Source organism: Leptospira licerasiae serovar Varillal str. VAR 010, from assembly GCF_000244755.1.
Taxonomy (GTDB): domain Bacteria; phylum Spirochaetota; class Leptospiria; order Leptospirales; family Leptospiraceae; genus Leptospira_B; species Leptospira_B licerasiae.
Genome location: NZ_AHOO02000006.1, coordinates 250741 through 271881, shown reverse-complemented (window position 1 = coordinate 271881; position 21141 = coordinate 250741). Strand labels below are relative to the sequence as shown.

General features: G+C 41.9%; 21 protein-coding genes. 13 read left to right on the top strand and 8 right to left on the bottom strand.

Features of this window, described 5'->3' with window-relative positions:
* The first annotated feature begins 1 nt into the window (after position 1).
* The 6 genes from LEP1GSC185_RS09495 to LEP1GSC185_RS09470 all read left to right on the top strand — a co-directional run bounded on the left by LEP1GSC185_RS09495 (position 2) and on the right by LEP1GSC185_RS09470 (position 7363).
* Positions 2–790 (top strand): ATP-binding cassette domain-containing protein, encoded by a 789-nt coding sequence (locus tag LEP1GSC185_RS09495; RefSeq protein WP_008596554.1) that lies wholly within the window; start codon positions 2–4, stop codon positions 788–790.
* Entirely contained in the window at positions 774–2252 is a 1479-nt protein-coding gene (locus LEP1GSC185_RS09490; protein ID WP_008591315.1) for an FHA domain-containing protein, read from the top strand. The genes LEP1GSC185_RS09495 and LEP1GSC185_RS09490 overlap by 17 nt, the downstream gene beginning before the upstream one ends.
* A gap of 152 nt (positions 2253–2404) precedes the next feature.
* On the top strand, positions 2405–3802 hold the full coding sequence (gene leuC, locus LEP1GSC185_RS09485) for a 3-isopropylmalate dehydratase large subunit (protein WP_008591716.1): 1398 nt from the start codon (positions 2405–2407) through the stop codon (positions 3800–3802).
* 12 nt (positions 3803–3814) lie between these two features.
* The gene (gene leuD / locus LEP1GSC185_RS09480; protein WP_008590100.1) at positions 3815–4441 is read left to right on the top strand and encodes a 3-isopropylmalate dehydratase small subunit; all 627 of its coding nucleotides are present in this window, start codon (positions 3815–3817) and stop codon (positions 4439–4441) included.
* Positions 4442–4471: 30 nt separating this feature from the next.
* Positions 4472–5473, top strand: a complete 1002-nt coding sequence (locus LEP1GSC185_RS09475) for a PLP-dependent cysteine synthase family protein (RefSeq protein WP_008591494.1) — start codon at positions 4472–4474, stop codon at positions 5471–5473.
* A 6-nt stretch (positions 5474–5479) separates the two neighbouring features.
* Positions 5480–7363, top strand: a complete 1884-nt coding sequence (locus tag LEP1GSC185_RS09470) for an AAA domain-containing protein (RefSeq protein ID WP_008591097.1) — start codon at positions 5480–5482, stop codon at positions 7361–7363.
* Positions 7364–7366: 3 nt separating this feature from the next.
* Here LEP1GSC185_RS09470 and LEP1GSC185_RS09465 read toward each other — a convergent pair whose 3' ends face one another.
* Positions 7367–7993: an NrsF family protein gene (locus LEP1GSC185_RS09465; RefSeq protein ID WP_232298402.1), complete on the bottom strand. Its 627-nt coding sequence runs from the start codon at positions 7991–7993 to the stop codon at positions 7367–7369.
* Positions 7994–8119: 126 nt separating this feature from the next.
* Here LEP1GSC185_RS09465 and LEP1GSC185_RS09460 point away from each other — a divergent pair, with 126 nt between their 5' ends.
* Genes LEP1GSC185_RS09460 through gshAB form a run of 7 tightly spaced genes read left to right on the top strand, consistent with a single transcriptional unit; the run spans position 8120 to position 16806 of the window.
* Entirely contained in the window at positions 8120–8680 is a 561-nt protein-coding gene (locus tag LEP1GSC185_RS09460; protein ID WP_008589970.1) for an RNA polymerase sigma factor, read from the top strand.
* 29 nt (positions 8681–8709) lie between these two features.
* Positions 8710–9882, top strand: coding sequence for a GNAT family N-acetyltransferase (locus LEP1GSC185_RS09455; protein WP_008590815.1), 1173 nt, complete (start codon positions 8710–8712; stop codon positions 9880–9882).
* Positions 9879–10202 (top strand): ATP-dependent Clp protease adapter ClpS, encoded by a 324-nt coding sequence (gene clpS, locus LEP1GSC185_RS09450; protein WP_008590347.1) that lies wholly within the window; start codon positions 9879–9881, stop codon positions 10200–10202. Before LEP1GSC185_RS09455 ends, clpS begins: the two co-directional genes overlap by 4 nt.
* Positions 10199–12442 (top strand): ATP-dependent Clp protease ATP-binding subunit ClpA, encoded by a 2244-nt coding sequence (gene clpA, locus LEP1GSC185_RS09445; RefSeq protein ID WP_008590769.1) that lies wholly within the window; start codon positions 10199–10201, stop codon positions 12440–12442. The genes clpS and clpA overlap by 4 nt, the downstream gene beginning before the upstream one ends.
* Complete coding sequence (ggt, locus tag LEP1GSC185_RS09440; RefSeq protein WP_008589392.1) at positions 12442–14205, top strand: gamma-glutamyltransferase; 1764 nt, start codon at positions 12442–12444, stop codon at positions 14203–14205. The genes clpA and ggt overlap by 1 nt, the downstream gene beginning before the upstream one ends.
* Positions 14206–14236: 31 nt before the next feature.
* The gene (gene gshA, locus LEP1GSC185_RS09435; protein ID WP_008591216.1) at positions 14237–15778 is read left to right on the top strand and encodes a glutamate--cysteine ligase; all 1542 of its coding nucleotides are present in this window, start codon (positions 14237–14239) and stop codon (positions 15776–15778) included.
* Entirely contained in the window at positions 15766–16806 is a 1041-nt protein-coding gene (gene gshAB, locus LEP1GSC185_RS09430; RefSeq protein WP_024863999.1) for a bifunctional glutamate--cysteine ligase GshA/glutathione synthetase GshB, read from the top strand. Before gshA ends, gshAB begins: the two co-directional genes overlap by 13 nt.
* Here the strand turns inward: gshAB and LEP1GSC185_RS09425 are convergent.
* From LEP1GSC185_RS09425 to LEP1GSC185_RS09395, 7 genes are all read right to left on the bottom strand, one after another.
* Positions 16789–17049 carry a glutathione S-transferase N-terminal domain-containing protein gene (locus tag LEP1GSC185_RS09425; protein ID WP_008589741.1) on the bottom strand — a complete coding sequence of 87 codons (261 nt, stop codon included), beginning with the start codon at positions 17047–17049 and terminating at the stop codon, positions 16789–16791. The genes gshAB and LEP1GSC185_RS09425 overlap by 18 nt on opposite strands.
* 1 nt (position 17050) lies before the next feature.
* Complete coding sequence (gene grxD, locus LEP1GSC185_RS09420) at positions 17051–17362, bottom strand: Grx4 family monothiol glutaredoxin (RefSeq protein WP_008589793.1); 312 nt, start codon at positions 17360–17362, stop codon at positions 17051–17053.
* A gap of 22 nt (positions 17363–17384) precedes the next feature.
* Positions 17385–17609, bottom strand: a complete 225-nt coding sequence (locus LEP1GSC185_RS09415) for a BolA/IbaG family iron-sulfur metabolism protein (protein ID WP_008591569.1) — start codon at positions 17607–17609, stop codon at positions 17385–17387.
* Between the two features lie 65 nt (positions 17610–17674).
* Positions 17675–17947, bottom strand: a complete 273-nt coding sequence (locus LEP1GSC185_RS09410; RefSeq protein ID WP_008590190.1) for a BolA family protein — start codon at positions 17945–17947, stop codon at positions 17675–17677.
* 1 nt (position 17948) lies between these two features.
* The gene (locus LEP1GSC185_RS09405; protein ID WP_008589500.1) at positions 17949–18722 is read right to left on the bottom strand and encodes an ABC transporter permease; all 774 of its coding nucleotides are present in this window, start codon (positions 18720–18722) and stop codon (positions 17949–17951) included.
* A complete protein-coding gene (locus tag LEP1GSC185_RS09400; RefSeq protein WP_008591043.1) occupies positions 18719–19636 on the bottom strand; it encodes an ABC transporter ATP-binding protein in 918 nt (305 codons plus the stop codon). Before LEP1GSC185_RS09400 ends, LEP1GSC185_RS09405 begins: the two co-directional genes overlap by 4 nt.
* 62 nt (positions 19637–19698) lie before the next feature.
* Positions 19699–21078, bottom strand: coding sequence for a dihydrolipoyl dehydrogenase (locus LEP1GSC185_RS09395; protein ID WP_008590036.1), 1380 nt, complete (start codon positions 21076–21078; stop codon positions 19699–19701).
* Positions 21079–21141 lie beyond the last annotated feature (63 nt).

Below are 21141 nucleotides of genomic sequence, written 5' to 3'. Positions count from 1 at the left end.
CTTGGAGAGGGATCGCCCAACCGAAACAATTCTTTCTGTACAAGATCTGACTGTAAAAATTGGATCTTCTCATATTCTTAAAAACTTCGATTTCCAAATTTCTAAAAAAGAAATCCATGCTTTGGTAGGAGAATCCGGAAGCGGAAAATCCACTTTTGCAAATACTGTTCTTGGGCTTTTGCCGCAAGACGCTTCCGTAACATGGAAAAAATTTTCGCTCTTCTCTGAAAACATCCCAAGCGGAGATTTTTCCCTCTGGAAAAATTGGCGAGGAAAACGGATCAGTCTCATCCCTCAAACCGCTGCAATAGGTCTTCATCCCTTTTTAAGCATTGGGTCTCAGATCTTGGAATATTTTTCTTTGATCCAACCGGAGTTCGCTAAGGAAGAAACCTGTATCCGTTTATTAAAAGAATTCGGACTTTCCGATCCAAAAACGGCATGGAAGGCGAGGCCACATCAACTTTCCGGCGGAGAAAGACAGAGAATTTTAGTATTACTTTCGGTGTATTCCGGAGCGGAGCTGATTTTGGCAGACGAGCCCACGTCCGCTCTAGATCCGACCACGGGAAAGTCGATCCTGGATCTATTAAGGACCAGAGTGAAAGATCTGGGAGCAGGGCTTCTATTTATCAGCCATGATCTTAGTTCTGCCAGGGAGTTAGCCGATACTATAACTGTGATGAAAAGCGGAGAAAAATTGGAGACCCTAAAAAGTCCAAATGGGGCTTGGGAGCCGCATTTGGAGTATTCCAGAAAACTGTTTACTTTGGATGAAAATCCCGCTTAAATTGCAAAACCTTATGATCCGATCCTTCTTCATACACTTTCTGATCTTAGCGGCTTTCGTATATCCTTCGTTTGTCGGGGCGGAAAGTATACATTTAGAAGAATATGATATTTCCAGATATCCTAAAGTAGAATTGAAACTGAAGACAGGTAAGGGAGTATCCTTGGATCAGGAAATACTCACTGTCGCCGAACAAAAAGAAAATCGTTCTAGAAGAGTGGTTGGCCCTCTCAAGATCCATAGACCTGAAGGCACAAGACCGATCCATATTTATCTGATCACTCAGATGACGAACTCCTTCGATCATAATGTACAAGCCACAGAGATCTTAAAGACAATTGTAGAAAGAGCGGATTCCGCAGATAGGTTCAGCTTCGTATTTTTTACGGATGATGTGTTCTTCTCCAAAGACGACTTAAACAAATCTGACGCTTTGAAAGAAGCGAAGGTCCCAGGCGGGAAATCCAATCGGAATACTTCTGCCAACCTGGACTATGTTTTCCAAAAGATCTCTCCTCGTCTAAAAGATACCGATTATATTCTGACCATCTTTTATGACCAGGACCTTATCCCTTCCAACGAGGCTCAGAATGGGGAATATACTCCGAATATTCCTATCCAAGTTCTTTCTTATCCATCCAATGGTGCAAAGTTTTTGGCCAAAAGATACGGTGGGACATTCTATTCATTAAATAGCCCTGATTTTAGGACCCAAGTTTTCGGAGACCTGGATTATTTCAGAAAAGAACCATGGTCCCTGGTGTATGAGTCTCCTTTCCAAGACGAATGGCAGTTCCAAGGAAGCGGAAATTTGGAAGTAGAACTGGAGACCAGAAATTCCAGACGACTCAGCTTTTCTTATGATCTTCCCTTCCGTACAAGACTTGCAGTTTTCTTATTACACCCTTCTATCTTTCTTCCTAGTTTTACATTCTTATTAGTTCTTACTTTGGTAGCTTTGATCGTAGTTTTGAAAAAAGGAAAAAAACATCTTCCGGAAGGAAGTGTAAGCGCAGAAGAAAGACTTCATACTATTGAATTCGAACAAGACGCTTATCGCAAAATGTACGGAAACCAATACCAGTTGGTTTATTCGGAAGAAGATAGGATCGAAACGGAAAGGGCTGCCCCAGTTGCTCTAAAAGAATTCGAACAAGGAGAATCCTATGAAAAGGCAACCCTTGTATTTAAAGAAGGAAGAAATCCAGGGAAACAATACTCCCTAGCACGAGCTGAGACCAATATCGGGAATTCAGACCTATGTGATCTGGTCTTATACGAACAATCTGTCAGTAAAAATCATGCTAGGATCAGAAAAGTCCGCAATCGGTATATTTTGTACGATTTGGTCTCCGAATCCGGGACCTTCTTGAATGGTAAAAAAATTTTGAGACCTAGGATCTTGTACGATTTTGATGAGATAGGGATAGGCAAGGCTCTACTCGTTTTCCGAGGCAAGTAATAGATTCGGGGCTCCTTCCCGGAACCTTCTTTACGAAAAACCCCTGATTTTTAGCATGGAAGTAACTTCCTTTCCGAATACGTTTCGACGGCGGGTTTAAACAAGGAAGTCTAATCTTTACTCTTGAATTATCCCCAGGGGATCTGCGCACCATGAAAACAATGTTCGAAAAAATCTGGGAAGACCATTTGGTCGGTGAAATGGACGGAGGGTCCTATCTAATTTATATAGACCGACATTTGATCCATGAGGTTACAAGTCCCCAGGCTTTCGACGGCATACGAATGGCAGGCAGAAAGGTCCGTCGTCCCGAAGCTACATTCGCTACCATGGACCATAACGTTTCCACTCGGATCCGTGATCTGGAATTGGCTGATCCAATCTCTGCCAATCAGATGAAAACTCTTATCAAGAATTGTAATGAGAACGGTATTACTCTTTATGACTTAAACCATCCGGACCAGGGGATCATCCATGTGATCGCTCCTGAGATGGGACTCACTCATCCGGGGATGACCATAGTTTGTGGTGACTCCCACACTTCTACTCACGGAGCTTTTGGTGCTCTTGCTTTTGGGATCGGAACTTCCGAAGTGGAGCATGTGCTTGCTACCCAAACTCTTATGCAAAGAAGAGCAAAGACGATGGAGATCAGAGTGGATGGCCAACTTTCTCCTCATGTAACCGCTAAGGATATCGTTCTTGCGATCATAGGAAAGATCGGGACCGGTGGGGCAACCGGATACGTTATCGAATACAGAGGTTCCGCAATTTCTTCCTTAAGTATGGAAGCTCGTATGACTGTTTGTAATATGTCTATCGAGGCAGGCGCAAGAGCAGGACTCATCGCACCGGACCAAGTCACTTTCGATTATTTGAAAGGTAAAGATTTCGCTCCTAAAGGTGCAGAATGGGATCTTGCAGTCCAAAGATGGAAACGTTATGTGACAGATGAGGGAGCAAAATTCGATACTAGCGTAGTATTGAAAGCCGAAGAGATTGCTCCTCAAGTAACTTGGGGAACTTCTCCTGGACAAGTAGTTCCTGTGACAGGTATCGTTCCGGATCCTAAGGACGCACCGGATGCAGTAGAAAAGACGAGTATTGAAAACGCACTCAAATATATGGACCTAAAGCCTGGTCAAAAGATGGAAGATGTCTTTGTGAATAAGGTATTCATCGGTTCTTGCACAAACTCTAGGATCGAAGACTTAAGGGTGGCCGCTTCTACCGTAAAAGGTAAGAAAGTTTCCAGCAAGGTCCAGGCAATCGTTGTTCCCGGATCCGGAAGAGTAAAACGCCAAGCTGAAGCGGAAGGATTGGATAAAATTTTTGTAGAGGCAGGCTTTGAATGGAGACAACCAGGTTGTTCCATGTGCCTTGCGATGAACGACGACGTTTTACAACCGGGAGACAGATGTGCTTCCACTTCCAATCGTAACTTCGAAGGAAGACAAGGTAAAGGTGGAAGAACTCACCTAGTCGGTCCTGCAATGGCAGCAGCTGCCGCAGTCGAAGGACATTTTGTAGATATTCGGAATTGGAAATAAGGATACTGACTCATGAAACCCTTTACTCAACACGAAGGTTTAGCGGTCCTAATCGATCGCCCAAATATAGATACGGATGCAATCATCCCTAAACAATTTTTGAAAAAGATAGAACGTACCGGTTTCGGTATCCATCTATTCCATGATTGGAGATACTTGGATGACGAGGGAACTAAACCTAATCCTGAATTCACTCTGAATCAGGACAGATATAAGGGAGCGTCCGTTCTAGTTACTAGAGACAATTTCGGATGCGGTTCTTCCAGAGAGCATGCTCCTTGGGCATTGGAAGATTACGGATTTAGAGCGATTATTGCTCCTTCTTACGCTGATATTTTTTACAATAATTGTTTCAAAAATGGTATGCTTCCGGTTGTTTTAAAGCCGGAAGAAGTAGACGAAATTTTCAAGATCGTGGATAAGACTCCGGGAGCCAAAATTAAGATCGATCTGGACAAACAGAATGTGATCAGTCCTTCCGGAAACGTATACAATTTCGAAGTGGACTCTTTCCGTAAATACTGCTTGTTCAACGGTTTGGACGATATCGGTTTAACTCTGCAACATGCCGCAGAGATCTCTACTTACGAAGAGAAAAATCGAAAAGAAGTTCCTTGGTTGTACGCTTCTCATAAGTAATTTTCTAAATCACAGGACCCTAAGAAGACTATGTTCGACGAAATTTCACGCTCCATAGATGAATTCGGCAATAGCCTTCTCGGGGCTTTAAATAATGTCCAAAATGCTTTCGGAAGAGAGCTTAGTGTAGCTAAACCTATCAAGGAAAATGTTCTCCAAATGATAGGGAACACTCCTTTGATCCGACTCAACCAGATCGGTTCACATATTCCGAATGTAGAGATCTATCTAAAAGCTGAGTTTTGTAATCCTACCGGAAGTGTAAAAGATAGGACTGCACTTTCTATGGTGCTTGCTGCAGAAAGGAGAGGGGAATTAAAGGCCGGAGGTTCTATTTTCCAAGCCGGTTATAATACTACTGCAATCTCTTTGGCATGGATCTCTACTCTTCGCCAATACAAGTTCAAAGTATTTTTAGCTCCTGACACGGATCAGGAAAAGATCAAAGAATTAAAATCGTACGGCGCTAGTGTCGAAGTCGTCCAACTTGCAAAAGGTAACTGGGATGATTCTCTTTTAGAAACTGCAAAGGCAGCCAAGGACAAAGAGAAAAACAGCGTCATCTTGAATGAGTTCAAGGACATGGCAAACACGAATGCACACTTCTTATTTACAGGGCCTGAGATTTGGAGAGATCTTGCCGGCAATGTGGATGCATTCGTTGCGGGAGGTGGTTCCGGCGGAACTCTTTCCGGTGTAGGAAGATATCTAAAGAGTAAAAAACCTTCTCTTAGAGTGATTATGGGAGTGAGCAAAAATTCTCGTTTCATCCGCAAAATGATCCAAGGAGATTCCAGTATCCGTCTTCCCGAATCGTTCGATCCGAAAGTGACCGATCAGTACATTGGAGTAGACAGGGACGAAGCGCTTCGTTACCAATCGGAACTCTACCAAAAAGAAGGGATTTTTGCGGGACTGACTACCGGAACCACATTAGCCTCCGCTATTCATTATGCCGAAAGTCTTCCTACTCGTGAGGACCAAAAAACTCCCAGCTATAAGATCGTAGTACTTTCTCCCGACCGACTCTAATTTGGAATGGAAGAATCTTATTATTCCTCCTTACGCGAATCTTTAAAAAAAGAAAGAAAGGCGGAGCTGGATAAGTATAAGGAAGAAATCTACTCCTCCGATCTAAACAAAAGAGTCCAAGACGGATTCACAGTATTTCCATTAGTATTCGAAGACGCCGAATTAGGTGCGGATGGGAATTGGAAAGTTTTACTTAAACCCACTAAATCCAAAAATATCCCGGAACTATTTCGACCTGGCACACCTGTACGGATCGTAAAAGAATCAGAAGAGTATATCTCAGTTTTACTGAAAGCAAACGAAGATTCTTACTTAGTTTATATGGAAGAAGTTCCAGACTGGGTGGAAGAGGGTAAACTTGCTCTAGAAATCCTACCAGACGAAACAAGTTTTAAGGAATGGGACCGTGCCCTCGAAAAAGTGATCTCTGCAAAAAAAGGTTCGAGAGAAAAATACTTCGCGGACCTATTCTCCAATGAATTGGAAGTTTCTAAACCGAATTTTAAACCTCTCTCCAATTTGCCGGAAACACTGAATGATTCCCAAAAGAAAGCGGTTTCAGCAATTTTGCAGACAGAAGATTTTGTTTTAGTCCATGGCCCTCCCGGAACAGGTAAGACTAAAACAATCGTGGAAGCGATCCGCATTCTTGCATCGGAAGGCAAACGTATACTTGCTTCTGCTCCCACAAACTCCGCTTCCGATCTTCTTGTTGAATCTTTGGAAAAACTGAAAGTTCCCGTTTTAAGGATAGGTCATCCTGCCAGGATGAATCCGGACATTCTTCAGAACTCTCTAGAGATGAAACTGAACCATTCCCCCGAATCTAAACTGATAGAAAGAGATAGAAAAGAAGTCCAGGAATTACTGAAGAAGGCCCGCAAATACAAAAGAAGTTTTGGCAAGGAAGAAGCGGAGGAAAGAAGAAGCCTTTATAAAGAAGCGGACTCTTTACGGAAGAGTATTAAAGAAAGACAAAAAGTACTGGTCCGATATTTATTAGAGTCTCATCCAGTCATTGTATGTACGCATACAGGCGCTTCTTCTTACTTGCTCCATAATTTGGATTTTGATTATGCGATCTTGGACGAAGGAAGCCAGGCGATCGAACCTTCTTCTTGGATTCCGATCTTAAAAGCGAATAAGTTTGTGATTGCAGGAGATCCGTTCCAACTTCCTCCTACCGTGATCTCGGAAGATCCGTTGCTTAAAGTTTCTTTAATGGAAAGACTTCTTCCTGCTTTCCAAGACAAGGAAAGGGTATTTCTTTTGGATACTCAGTATAGAATGACTGATCCGATCCAGACATTCCCGAACCTAAAGTTCTATGAGAATAAATTAAAATCAGGACTGGAGACAGACCTTCGAGAAAAAACTCCGTTTGATTCCGGAGAACCTTTCGGCTCTAGTTTAGTATTTTTAGATAGTTCCGGAACGGATACTGCGGAAGAAAATTCAGAAGGAAGTTTAGGAAATCCTTGGGAAGCCGAATTCACAGTAAATATAGTAAAAAGGATTTTGGATTCCGGATGGGATCCTAAAGGTCTGATCCTTCTTTCTCCGTATAGATACCAAAGATATCTTTTGAGACAAAAACTAGAGGAAATACTTCCGGAACATTCTTCTCAGTTAGAAGTAGAAACTGTGGATTCTTTCCAGGGAAGAGAATCGGATGCAGTCGTATTCAGTCTGGTCCGTTCTAATTCGGAAGGCCAGATCGGATTTTTGTCTGAAACAAGAAGATGGAATGTTGGAATGACCAGAGCCAAAAAACTTTTAGTAATGGTGGGAGACGGCTCGACTTTAGGACAAAATGATTTTTTTAAAGACCTGCTTGAGACTGTGGAATTGGCGGGAGAACTTAGAACGGCTTGGGAATTTTTAGACTGAAACTTACCAACTGAATTTTTTCCGGATCGGAAAGTATAGTATTCCGATCCAAACCAAGGTAAAGCTGACATGAGAGATCAAAATATGCGAAGGATCTTGGACAGGGCAGATAAATTTAAGACCTAAATTAGAACTTGCTAATAAAAGATTTAGGAATAAAAATCCGGAAAGTCCAGGTCGAGAACTTGCCATGGTCCTTAAAATAAACCAGGCCCCCGCTCCGAATAAGATCGAAGTAGTCGCTAAGATTACAGAACAAAGTCCGACATGAATATGTGTAGGCGCCTCTTCCGTAAAAAAACGGCTTAGAATAAAAACAGTCCAAACGATCAAAAAAGATCCTGCAGCCCAAAAGACCCAGGTAGAGGTCTCCTCAGGGAAGGCGAGTTTGCTTAATAAATAAGCCGAAAAAATTCCCCAAACGAGTAATAATGCAGGCTCCGGCCACCAGCCTGGGAAAGAGTTGGTGCGGCCTGTTAAGTTGGCAACGGACCATCCGAGCGCGATTCCTAGGACCACTAAACCCAAACAGGAAAGGAAAAGGGTATAAATGTTCAGGCTTCCTTTTTGCAGGCTGGAACTCAATGTTTGGATCAGTTGTTTGGTCTTGTCCGATTCAGAATATGACATGTTCCCTCCCGGTTTAGATTTTCCGCATTTAAAGTAAGAAAGATTGGACATCCTTAAAAAATCCAGTCCAATAGCTATTCTTTATACGACTCAATCATTCATTCGAGTCAAACTGCATAAGGTTACATGGCGGAAAAGCAAAATATCTGGCAAATTCTTTCGGAAAGAATGCGCTTAGCCCAAGAAGGAGATTCCAAGGAATATGAACTCCTACTTTCCAAATGCAGAGAAATTTTAAACAATCATTTAAGCTCCAAGGTCCGTGACAAGGAAGATAGAGAGGACCTGGTCCAGGATATTCTGATCGGTATCCATAAGGCCAGGGCTACTTATAGAAGGGAAAAACCGTTTGCTCCTTGGTTTTTTTCCATCGCAAGATACAAGACCATAGACTATATCCGTAGGAAAGGAACCAGAGATAGACTTGTACCTACTGAGATGGAAGGTTTTGCCCAAGAGGAAAAAGTTTCTATAGAGGATAAGTGGGAGGTCCAACAAGGACTAGAATCCTGGCTAAACGTATTAGAACCCAGACAGAGAAGGATCCTGACAATGGCAAAGTTGGAGGGAAAATCAGTAAGGGAGATCTCCGAAACCACAGGACTTTCGGAGTCCAATGTAAAGGTGATTGTCCATCGATCTCTAGAGAAGTTGAAACGATTTTTTCTGAGTCTGAGAGAACGATAGAAGGTCCAAAATCGTCCAAGAAATAGAAAATGCCCTCTAAAACGAAGATCACCAGGATATCATCCCTCCGGGAAATTTCTACGGAGGATTGGAATCTTTTGGGAGATCCGGAAAATCCTTTTTCCAATCATGAATTTTTACATTCATTGGAACTTTCTTCTTGCGTGGGCGGAAGGACCAGTTGGCATCCTGAGTATTGGATAGCCGAGGACGAAGAGGGAACACACTCATCTCTTCCTTTTTATCATAAATACGATTCTTACGGTGAATACATTTTCGATCATTCCTGGGCCAATTTTTTCTCTCAAAACGGGCTTTCTTATTATCCAAAGGGTTTAGTGGCTTATCCATTCACGCCGGTGAACGGTAAGAAAATATTAAGAAGAAATAATGTATCTGCGGAAGAAGCGTTAGATATCCTACTTCCTCCTTTATTGGAGAACGCGAAGTTAGAAGGACTCTCTAGTATTCATTTTCTTTTTTTGGAGGAAGAAGAAGCCAAAGCATTGGAAAGAAGGGGATTTTCGACAAGGATCACTCATCAATTCCACTGGAAGAATCGAGGTTACACGGATTTCGAGAATTTTCTGGGAGATTTTAGATCCAAAAAAAGGATACAGATCAAAAAGGAAAGAGAGACAATCAAAGGATCAGGAATTCGGATCTTATGTAAAGAAGGGAAAGATATAACTGAAAAAGACATGGACTCCATCTATTCTTTTTATACGGAAACCTATTCTAGAAAATGGGGATCTCCTTATTTGAATCGTAAATTTTTTAAGATCATTTTGGAGAAATTCTCCCAAAATTTGGTATTATTTTTAGCGGAGAAGGACGGAGACACGATAGGCGGAACATTCAACCTGAAAAAGGGAAAAAAACTGTACGGAAGATATTGGGGCTCTTCTTCACATTATCCTTTTCTGCATTTCGAATGTTGTTATTATGCTCCCATCGAATACGCAATCAAGAACGGTTTCGATATTTTTGAAGCTGGAGCCCAGGGAGAGCAGAAGTTTTTAAGAGGATTTCCTGCCGTTCCTACTTATAGTTCGCATTTTATTTTCCACGACCAAGCTCGAAATGCGATTGAACGTTTTTTAGAAAGCGAAAGAATGCATATGCAGGAAATGATAAGGGAAACCAATCTTTCTTCCCCATTAAAGGCTGAGTCCGCAAGGGGAGAATCCGAAGACCGATGAGCGATTTAAAAACAGAAGAACAGGTTCTCACAAAAGAGAAACTGAAACTGAAAAAACCGGCCAAATATAGGGTAGTGATCTTGAACGACGATTATACTCCTATGGAATTTGTGGTTTGGATCTTACGCGTTGTATTTTATCGGACCCAGGTCGAGAGCGAACAAATAATGCTTCAGGCACATACTACCGGAAAGGCTCTTTGCGGAGTCTATTCTCATGACGTTGCCAGAACTAAGGTGAACGAGACTCATATGCTCGCAGAGGAACATGGACACCCTTTGCATTGCCAGATGGAAATTGAAGAAGGGGAAGAATCATGACATTATCCGAAGAACTAGAAAAATCTCTCAATCAAGCAAGGACAGAAGCCCTCAAAAGGAGGAACGAATATATCACACTTGAGCATATTCTTCTTTCATTAACATACGATCCGATTGCAGCAGAAGTTCTTCTTGCGTGTGGAGCGGACTTGGATCAATTACGTTCCGAGTTAAAAGAATACCTAGATACGGAAATGGAATCGGTTCCGGAAAGTTTCGGAGAAATAGAGCCTGAATATACGATAGGCGCTCAAAGAGTTCTTCAATTAGCCGCCTTCCATGTACAATCTACGGAGAAGAAAAAATTGGACGGAGGTTATGTATTAGCCTCTCTGTTCAGAGAAGATCAGTCTCATGCAGTATTCTTCTTGGGAAGACAGGATATTTCCCGCTTCGATGTGGTACGTTATATTTCTCATGGGATCAAAAAGTCAGGGGAGAAGGTAGGTGAGGGAACTCCAACAGACGAAAGTTCGAAAAAACAAAGCGGCGATGCTTTGGCAGATTTTTGTGTAAACCTGACTGAAAAAGCTAAACTCGGTAAATTGGATCCTTTAGTCGGAAGGGCGGAAGAAATTGAACGGACTATTCATATTCTTGCTAGACGTCGTAAAAATAATCCAATCTTTGTAGGCGACGCAGGAGTCGGAAAGACCGCGATCGTGGAAGGTTTAGCTCTTCAGATCGTAAATGGAAAAGTACCGGATGTATTAAAAAATACGAAAGTATATTCTTTAGACATGGGGCTACTTCTTGCCGGAACGAAGTTCAGAGGAGAGTTCGAGGAAAGGCTGAAGAATGTTGTGCAGGTGATTTCTTCCGATCCGGACAATGTATTGTTTGTGGATGAGATACATACTATCATAGGAGCAGGCGCAGTTTCCGGAGGATCTTTGGACGCTTCCAACCTTTTAAAACCGGCGCTCTCTAACGGAGAACTTCGTTGTATCGGAACTACAACATACAAAGAATATAAAGCGATATTCGAGAAGGACCACGCGCTTTCTCGAAGATTCCAAAAATTAGAAGTAAACGAACCAAGCGTAGAAGAGACTATCCTGATCTTAAAAGGACTTCTTCCTAAATACGAACAATTCCACTCTGTGAAATATTCCCACCAGGCTGTAGAAGAAGCGGCAAAACTTGCGGAAAGGTATATCTTAGATCGTAAACTCCCGGATAAGGCTATCGATCTGATCGACGAAGCGGGAGCCAAAGTAAAACTGAGAGAAAGTTCCAAGTCCAAGATCGTGAGCGTAAAAGAGATTGAGGAACTTGTATCAAAAATTTCTAAAATTCCTCCAAGAACCGTAAAAGCGGACGATAGAGAAAAGCTTAAGAATCTGGACGAAGAGTTAAAGGGTAAAATTTACGGCCAAGACAGAGCAGTAATAGAACTTGTCCAAGCGATCCGACTTTCCAGAAGCGGATTGTCCGAACCGGGAAAGCCTGTGGGTTCTTTCTTATTTGCGGGACCTACAGGTGTTGGCAAAACCGAATTATCCAAACAGCTTGCAGCGATATTAGGTGTGGAATTTATCCGATTTGATATGAGCGAATATATGGAGAAACATACGGTTTCTCGTCTGATCGGCTCTCCCCCAGGTTATGTGGGGTTCGAGCAAGGCGGCCAATTGACGGACGCGATCGTTCGTACTCCTCATTGTGTCTTACTTTTGGACGAGATTGAAAAGGCACATGAGGATATTTACAATATTCTACTACAGATCATGGACCATGCTACTCTAACTGATAATAACGGTAGAAAGGCCGATTTTAAACAGGTCATTCTGATCATGACTACGAATACTGGAGCTAGAGAAAGGGCTTCTAATCCATTAGGATTCGATAATACAGCCTTGATCGACAGGGGACTGAAGGCGATCGAAAAGCAGTTTTCTCCTGAGTTTAGAAATAGGCTAACCGCTGTGATTGAATTCGCGTCTCTTGACGAGGGGACTGTTTCTAAAGTGGTTCGTAAACAACTAGAGCTCCTGGAAACTAGACTGAAAGAAAAAAATATCCAACTTCATTATGGAGAAGATGTACTTCATTGGATCGCAAAAAAATCCTATGATCCTCTTTTCGGGGCGAGGCCAGTCCAAAGATGGATAGATTCTAATATTTCCAAAAAGCTCTCGGAAGAGATCCTATTCGGAGAATTAAAAAACGGCGGGGATGTGAATTTGGAAATACAAAACGAGGAACTTAAATTAGTCTTCCGTTCTAGAGAAAAATAATGTCTTTTAGAACGGTTAGACCTAATTCCAAATATTTCTTCATTCTTACCATTTTACTTCTTCTTGTTTTTGGATCTTGCAAGAAGAACGTTCTGTTCATCGAAGGTAGAGAGGTTTCTACCCAGAACCTTGTGGCGCCCAAGTTCGGGATAGATCCGAACACTTTGTTCGCCGAGTCCAAAAAGATCATGATCTCGACGGATTCAATAGATGCCTCCAAGGTCGGTTTGGAAATTTATAAGAAGGGCGGAAACACGATCGATGTCGCGGTTGCTTCTTCTTTTGCAGTATCCGTTACCCGCCCTTCTTCCACTGGAATAGGCGGTGGGGGATTTTTAGTTTATCATCATGCTAAATCTGGAAAGTCTTACGCCTTTGATTTTAGAGAGAGAGCACCTTCTTTAGCTAATCGTAATATGTATAAGGGCCGTCCTAAAGAAGAATCTTTACTAGGATTTAAATCGGTAGGCGTTCCTGGAATGGTTGCCGGTCTTGTACAGATCCATAAAAAGTTCGGTAAACTCCCTTTAAAGGAAGTTTTGGCTCCCGCAATTCGTTTAGCAGAAGAAGGATTTGTGGTTTATCCGGATCTTTCCGAAGCGATCCAGGAATCGGAACAGGACATGAGTCCCGGAATGAAAAAGATCTTTTTACCGGGCGGGAAGATCCCTGGAGCGGGAGAGGTATTCGTCCAGAAAGATCTTGCAAAAACTCTTAAGATCATTTCTGAAACCGGAGACAGGGAGTTTTACACAGGGGCAATAGCAAAAGCGCTCTCGGATGAAGTTTCGTCAAACGGAGGACAAATCCATTTCAACGACCTAAAGAATTATAGGGTAAGAGAAGAAAAACCTTTAGAGATCACTTACAGAAATTATAATATTAGGACAATGTTCCCTCCTTCCTCCGGAGTTCATCTTTTTACGATGTTAAAAATGCTGGAGACGAAAGAACTCCATTCTATGTATGATTTTTCCCAAAGTGATTATTACCATTTCCTGGCGGAAGTCATGAGAAGGGGATATTCAGACAGGGCGGTGTTAGGAGGAGATCCCGGATTTACTAAGATCCCGATAGAAACATTAATCTCTTCCGAATATGCTAAGGAAAAAATTTCCGACTTCAATCCGGGTAAGGCAACCCCTAGTTCCACATATTTAAGTAGATTGAATTTAAAGGCGGAATCTCCTCAAACTACTCATATTTCCGTGGTTGATTCGGAAGGAAATGCGGTTTCGACCACTCATTCCATCAATTATAGATTCGGCGCCGCAGTCGTACTGGACGGATATGGTTTTGTGCTGAACGATACAATGGATGATTTTAGTCGTTCTCCCGGTGAGCCTAACGTGTACGGTCTCATAGGAGCGGAAGCAAATTCCATTCAGCCTGGAAAAACTCCGTTAAGTTCCATGTCTCCTACCATCGTTTTGAAAAATGGAGAAACTTTCTTGGTCACCGGTGCTCCCGGTGGTTCTTATATAGTAAACGCAGTTTTGCAATCCATATTATTTACCTTAGACTTGAATCTCACATTGTATGAGTCGGTCGCAAGAGGAAGGATCCATCATCAGTTCTTTCCGGACGCACTTTCTATTGAAGGACCGGCAACGGATACTGCCACTTTCAATCAATTAAAGGCAAAGAAGCATGAGATAAGGCTCGGTAATAATATGGCAAAACTATTTTGTGTAAAAAGAGAGAATGGTACTTTATATGGTGCGGCTGACCCACGGGGAGACGGAATCCCTTTGGGGGAATAATATTAAACAAATAGAAATTTAGGAATATGAAATGAATCGATCCGCTAAAACTCCTGTATTTCCGAATCTGCGTCATGCTGTAAAAGCGAAACACGGTTTGGAAAAGGAAAGTATGCGTATATTTTTCGACGGAAGGATTGCCACCACTCCTCATCCGGAATCCTTGGGTTCCAGTCTGACAAACCATTTTATCAAGACTGATTTTTCGGAACCTCAACTTGAATTTGCTACAAATCCTAGGCCAAGGATTGAAGCGATAGTTAGAGAATTACAAGATCTGCATATATTCACATCCAGACATTTAAAAGAAGAATGGATCTGGCCTTTTAGTATGCCTCCCATACTTCCTAAGGAAGATAAAGACATTCCGTTAGGGCAGTATGGACATTCTTTTTCGGGAGAATGGAAAACTGTATATCGAAACGGTTTAGGTCTTCGTTATGGAAGAAGGATGCAAACCATCTCGGGGGTTCATTATAACTTTTCTTTTTCGAATTTATTCTTAAAACAAATTTTAGGAAAAGAGATCCAGGCGTTCACCAAGGAAGAAATTTCGGAATTATACTTATCGGTTACCCGAAATTTTATGCGAAGGGTTCCTGAAATCCTTTATTTAACGGGAGCCACTCCCGTGTTTGACGAGACTTTTTTGCCCGTACCAAGCGACTTTCCGTTCGTAAAACATAAGGATCATACTTATTACGCTCCTTACGCGACTTCTTTGAGAATGAGTGAGATCGGATACACAAGCAAGGTCCAAGACGAACTTCCGATCAATTATAATTCCTTGAAGGAATATATAGACGGGATGTGTTACGCGGTTAGTACTCCTTATTCAAAATACCAATCTTACGGTGGAATTCCAAACCAGCTTAACGATCATTACTTACAGATAGAAAACGAATTTTATTCTCCGATCCGGCCTAAGCAGATCCCTAAAAACGACGAAAGACCGTTGGATGCGTTGCAAAGTCGCGGGATACAATACATTGAGATCCGCTGTTTGGATCTCCAACCTGAATCTCCTACCGGGATTCACAAACCGAGCCTCGGTTATATACAGATGGTTCTTTTGGACGGGTTGTTAAAAGAAAGTAAACCAATAGACCAAAAAGAAAAATTAAAGCTAAGAGAAAACACAAGAAGGATTATCTGGGAAGGTAGAAAGCCGGGATTAAAGGTTGTAGGTGACGATGGGGAAGACCAAGATTTTCTCACAAGAGGAAAGGAATTCACCCAAAGTCTTTTACCCATCGCGGAGGAATTGGATCGTCATACAGGGAAAAAATTCTACCAAGAAATTTTAAATATAATGAACAAACGTTGGGAAGATACCTCCTGTACTCCTTCCGGAAAACTGATGAATAGGATTCTCAACGAAGGTTGGGAGTTTCGAGATCTGGGGATCCATCTCGCAAAAGAAAATTATAGAAACCAATCCCAGATGGAATTAACTCCCGGAAAATTTAATATGTTTTCTAAAGAGGTCCAGAAGTCCTTGGCTGAAAAGGTAAAAATAGAAGAAGCAGAAAAAGTTAAAAAGAATCCGACTGCAAGGATCTGCAACCATTGAAGTATAAACTGGAAACGGGACAAAAATTAGATCCGAACGAATTCATCTTAAAAGGATTCGAAGATCTGGAAATTTCCACTCAGATCGTGATCCGGGACGCACTCAACCGAGGATTAGAAGTGGAGGTTTTAGACCGTCCCAGCCATTTTATCCGATTGAAAGGACAGGGAATAACAAGGCTCGTAAAAGAAGCCTCCAAAACGGAATTAGACTCATATATGACTTTTTTAGTGATGGAAAATAAAACGATCACTAAGCGTATTTTAGGAGAATCGAATATACTTGTCCCCAGGGGAACGGCAGTCTCAGATTTGAACTCCGGATTGGAATTCCTGAATAAGAACTCGGATAGAAAGATGGTTGTAAAACCTGTTACTACCAATTTCGGGATCGGGATTAGTATTCTTCCCCCTTCTTCTTCGAATGAAGAAAGGAAGAGGGCCCTGGAAATTGCACTTGGGTTTTCTGAAACTGCGATCGTAGAGGAATTTGCGGAAGGAAACGAATATAGGTTTTTAGTAATTGGGGACGAATGTGTTGCCGTATGTAATCGTATTCCGGCAAACGTAGTCGGTGACGGCAAAAAAACGATTAAAGAACTGATAGAAGAGAAAAACTCGGATCCAAGAAGAGGGGTAGGTCATGTGACCCCTCTGGAAAAGATCCGATTGGATGATACAGAGCTAAACGTTTTAAAGGAATCAGGCAAGATGCCGGAATCGATCCCCAATGCTGGAGAAAAAGTTTTTGTTCGTAAAAATTCCAATATCAGCACAGGCGGCGATTCCGTAGATGTAACTGATATTGCACATTCTTCTTATAAAAAGTTGGCAGTACAGGCGGCCAAAGCAGTCGAGGCGAAGATCTGCGGCGTGGATATTATAGTAAAGGATCTGGAGTCGGAAGGAGATTACAGGATCTTAGAGCTGAACTTCAATCCTGTATTATATATTCATAATTATCCCTATTTAGGAAAGAATAGAAAAGTGGGTGAGAAAATTCTGGACGTCTTAGGATACAGTTCCTAATTTTTGGATCTTACTTTTTACATAATCCACGATATCTCTGGACTCGTACATTTTGATATCTCCATCTACCAGAAAAGGGACCTGGGAGAGTCCTCCTAAGCGTAGGACCTCTTCTCTACCCGGGGTTCCTCTACTGGCTTCCACCAATTCGTAGTCCTTTCCCTCTTTAAGACCCATTTCAGAAAAATGGCCGCGAACAAAAGCGCAATAAGGACAAGTATCGTATTGGAAGAGTTTCATCATATTAAGCGCCGATCTTTTTTTGGAGTTCTCCGCTTCTTGCCATTTCCACTACGATATCGTGACCGCCGATGAATTCTCCGTCTATGTATAGCTGAGGAATAGTTGGCCAGTTTGCGAATTCTTTGATACCTTCTCTAACGGTCTGGTCGGAAAGAACGTTAAATGAGTTATAATCCGCACCTAAACTTCTGAGAACATTGGTCACTCCAGCCGAAAAGCCGCACATAGGAGCGTCAGGAGTTCCTTTCATAAACAGAAATATTTTTTTAGAAGAGATCAACCCTTCGATCTTATCTTGTAATTCTTTATCCATGATACTTTTTCCTGTATGTTAATTATGATACCTTGGTTTCTAATCCTAAAGCATGGACTTCCGCTTTTAACTCGTCCTTTAATGTTGCGTATACCATTCTGTGTTGTTCCACAATGGACTTTCCGGCAAATCCGGAAAACTTTACGATCGCTTTGATATGTACTCCGTCGTTGTACGGATCTTGGATTTCCACTTCCGAGCCTGGAAGTCCCGATTGGATTTTTTCCCGAATTTCTTGGACGGTCATCTGTTATACCTTAGACTCCAATACTATCAGCAGTTTTTAGAATCTCTTCCTGGACAATCTTTTTTCTATGGGATAGACGTCTTTAATTCCAGAGCGTGGACTCCCCATTCTTTTAAGAACGGGTCCATGATACTGTAAACGGAGCGATGTTGTTCTAAAAGCGATTTACCTTGGAACTCAGGACTAGTGATGAATATTCGAATATGAGTCCCTCTTTTTTTACGAGTCGGGTTTCCGGAATGTCCTGCATGTTGTTCCGAAAAATCCTCTATTCTTAATTCCGAGGGAGAAAGTCCATTTCTCAGAAGTCTTTCCATTTCTACGAAGATATCTTGCATTTTAGGTCCTTGTTCCAAATCCACGGCTAAGTAAAAATACGGAGAGCGAATAGAGTAAAATAGTTCCTATCACTAAAAGTCCTATCGCCTCTAACGGATCAATATCGCTGACTCCTAAAAATCCGTAACGGAAAGCGTTCACCATATAAAGGATGGGATTGAATTTGGAAACGATCTGCCATCCCTCCGGAAGCATTTTGATGGAATAGAATACTCCGCCTAAATAGGTAAGAGGGGTAAGTATAAATGTAGGAATGATGGTGACATCGTCGAATTTTTTGGCGTAAAGTGCATTCAAAAATCCGCCCATTGAGAACATCAATGCGGAAAGCGCTACCGTGATGACTACGATCCCGACATCATACAATTTTAATTCGGTGAAGAATAGGGATACCAACGTTACAATAAGCCCAACTAATACTCCACGGATCACTCCCCCGATCGAATATCCAAGCACGATAAGGTAAGCAGGGGTAGGGGAAACGAGCAACTCTTCGATATTTTTTCCGAATTTCGCTCCAAAGAAGGAAGACACTACGTTATTATAAGCGTTTAATATAACCGACATCATTACAAGACCGGGAACGATAAACTGAATATAAGTGTGGGCTCCCACATCTCCGATTTGAGAGCCCACTAGTTTTCCGAAGATCAAGAAGTATAATGAAATCGTAATGCCTGGAGGGATTAGAGTTTGGATCCAAATCCTGAGGATACGGACCGTTTCTTTTCGAACGATTGTGGAGAATGCGTTGAATTTTTCTTGGAAGTTCATAGTTTTTTCTCCACTAGTTTCAAGAATAATTCCTCCAATCTATTCGATTTATTTTTCATGCTTGATATCTGTATCCCGCTTTTGTCCAAAAGTCGGAAGAGTTCGTTCAATGAATTATTCTTTCCTACATCCACTTCTATAGTCAGATCATCCAACTTATTCAAATGAAAACCGTTTAGATCGATAGTAGAAGAAATCGGTTGTTTGAGGTCCAATACGAATGTTTGTGAATCTAATTTTACAAGAAGTTCCTTCATGGAAGTGTTCTCTACGATCTTTCCTTGGTCAATGATCGCGATCTTTTTACAAAGATTTTCAGCTTCTTCCAAGTAATGAGTAGTGAGAATGATCGTGATCCCGGACTCGTTTAGTTTAACTAAGAAATCCCAGAGAGAACGCCTGAACTCTATATCCACCCCGGCGGTCGGTTCGTCTAAGATCAAAACTTTAGGATTATGGACTAAGGCCCTTGCGATCATGAGCCTTCTTTTCATTCCTCCGGAAAGTCTACCTGCACCTTCTTTTCTTTTATCGTAAAGACCGAGCTGGCTTAAATAATTGTGAGTCCTTTCTACAGCCACTTTTCGGGAAAGACCGTAATAGCCTCCCTGGTTGATGACTATATGCTCCACTTTTTCGAAAATATTAAAATTGAATTCTTGCGGGACTACGCCAATATAAGATTTCGCTAATGTAAGCTCTTTGTCTATATCCGCCCCGTAAATTTTCACTTCTCCCGAAGTTTTATTGACTAAGGAACTTAAGATACCGATCGTTGTGGACTTTCCCGCACCGTTCGGACCTAAAAGGGCAAAAAAGTCGCCCTCGTCCACGGTCAGATCGATCCCTTTTAAGGCCTGCACTCCGCCGGCGTAGGTCTTTACTAAATTTTTTATCTCTAAGGCTTTGTTCATTCCCGAAAAACCGCTCCAATTCTATGATTTTGAACAAGCCCTGTTTCGACAATCTTTTGGCTTTAGGAAGAGCTTAAGATTTCTCTAGCTTTCCTGGCAGCGTTTCTTGCGATCTCAGGCAAAGCGGGATGGACATAAATCATCTTTAGCAAGTCCTCTAGAGTCCCACCCATAGTCATCAGGAGTATAAAAAGATGAATGAGATTCGAAGCCTCGTCTCCCAGAATATGGGCACCTAAAACTTTTCTCGTTTTAGGACTTACTAGTATTTTGACGAATTGGTCTTCGGATAGTCTAGCCATTCCTGTGGCGCTTCCGGAATAAGGATGGATTGCGGAGATGTATTCGGTCCCTTCTGCCATCAATTGTTGTTCTGTTTTACCCACACCTGCTACTTGAGGATGGGTAAACACAGAGTGGGGGACAGGAGGATATTCGACCGGGGTTCTATGTTTGTCCACGTATAAGGATTGGAACAAGAACTCTCCCTCAAAGTTTACGGAATGTCGGAAGAAGTATTTTCCAATAATATCTCCCAATGCATAAACACCGTCCGCAGTAGTTTCCAAATATTCGTTGGTTTTGATATAACCTTTTTGGTCTGTTTCGATGCCTGTGTGTTGGAGGTCCAACCAATCCGTATTCGGTTTGATCCCTGTTGCGACTAACAAAGCATCTCCTTCTAAAATATAAGTTTCTTTGGAATTTTGGCACTCTAATCGGAAGATCCCATCTTTATAGTCTACCTTCTTCACTTCCGTTCCGAGACGAACATCTTCCCTTTTAGCGAATGCTTTCTCGAAACCGTCTATTATATCTTTATCTTCATGAGAAAGCATTCTGTTTCGGACGATAAAAGTAGTTTTAGAACCGAATGCGGAATAAGCAAACCCGAGCTCCAAACCTATATAGCCTCCTCCAATGACTAAAAGTTTTTTAGGAAGTTCCGTCCTTCTGAGCGCTTCTCTGCTAGTCATATAAGGTGTTCCCGCAAGTCCGGGAATATCTGGAATAGAGGGTCTACAACCCGCGGCGATAAAGATACGGTCGGCTGTGAGTAATTCGTCGTTTACTTTGATTACCTTATTCTCCACGAATCTTCCTTCGTGAGGATAAAAATCTATGTTTGGATTCTTTTCGTAAGCAGGGATAATGCTGTCGGAGTCCGCATCCACCGTTGCAGAAACCCTCTCCACTAAAGTTTTAAAATCAACGGAGAATGGGCCAGGGATTCCTAATTGAAATTTGGAGGATTCCTTTGCTTGCACTAAGATCTCCGCAGGATGGATGAGCATCTTAGAAGGAATACAACCTCTGTTCAAACAGGTCCCTCCTAGACGATCTTTTTCTAAAATTGCTACCTTATAACCAAGTTTAGAAGGAGGTGTGACTAGCTTAGTTCCTCCTCCGGAGCCTATTACGAGAATATCATACTTTTTCATGCGGTTAATTCAATGGAGATTGGGAACCTTTTAAACGAAAAGAATTCTTTTGCAGGAGACCTC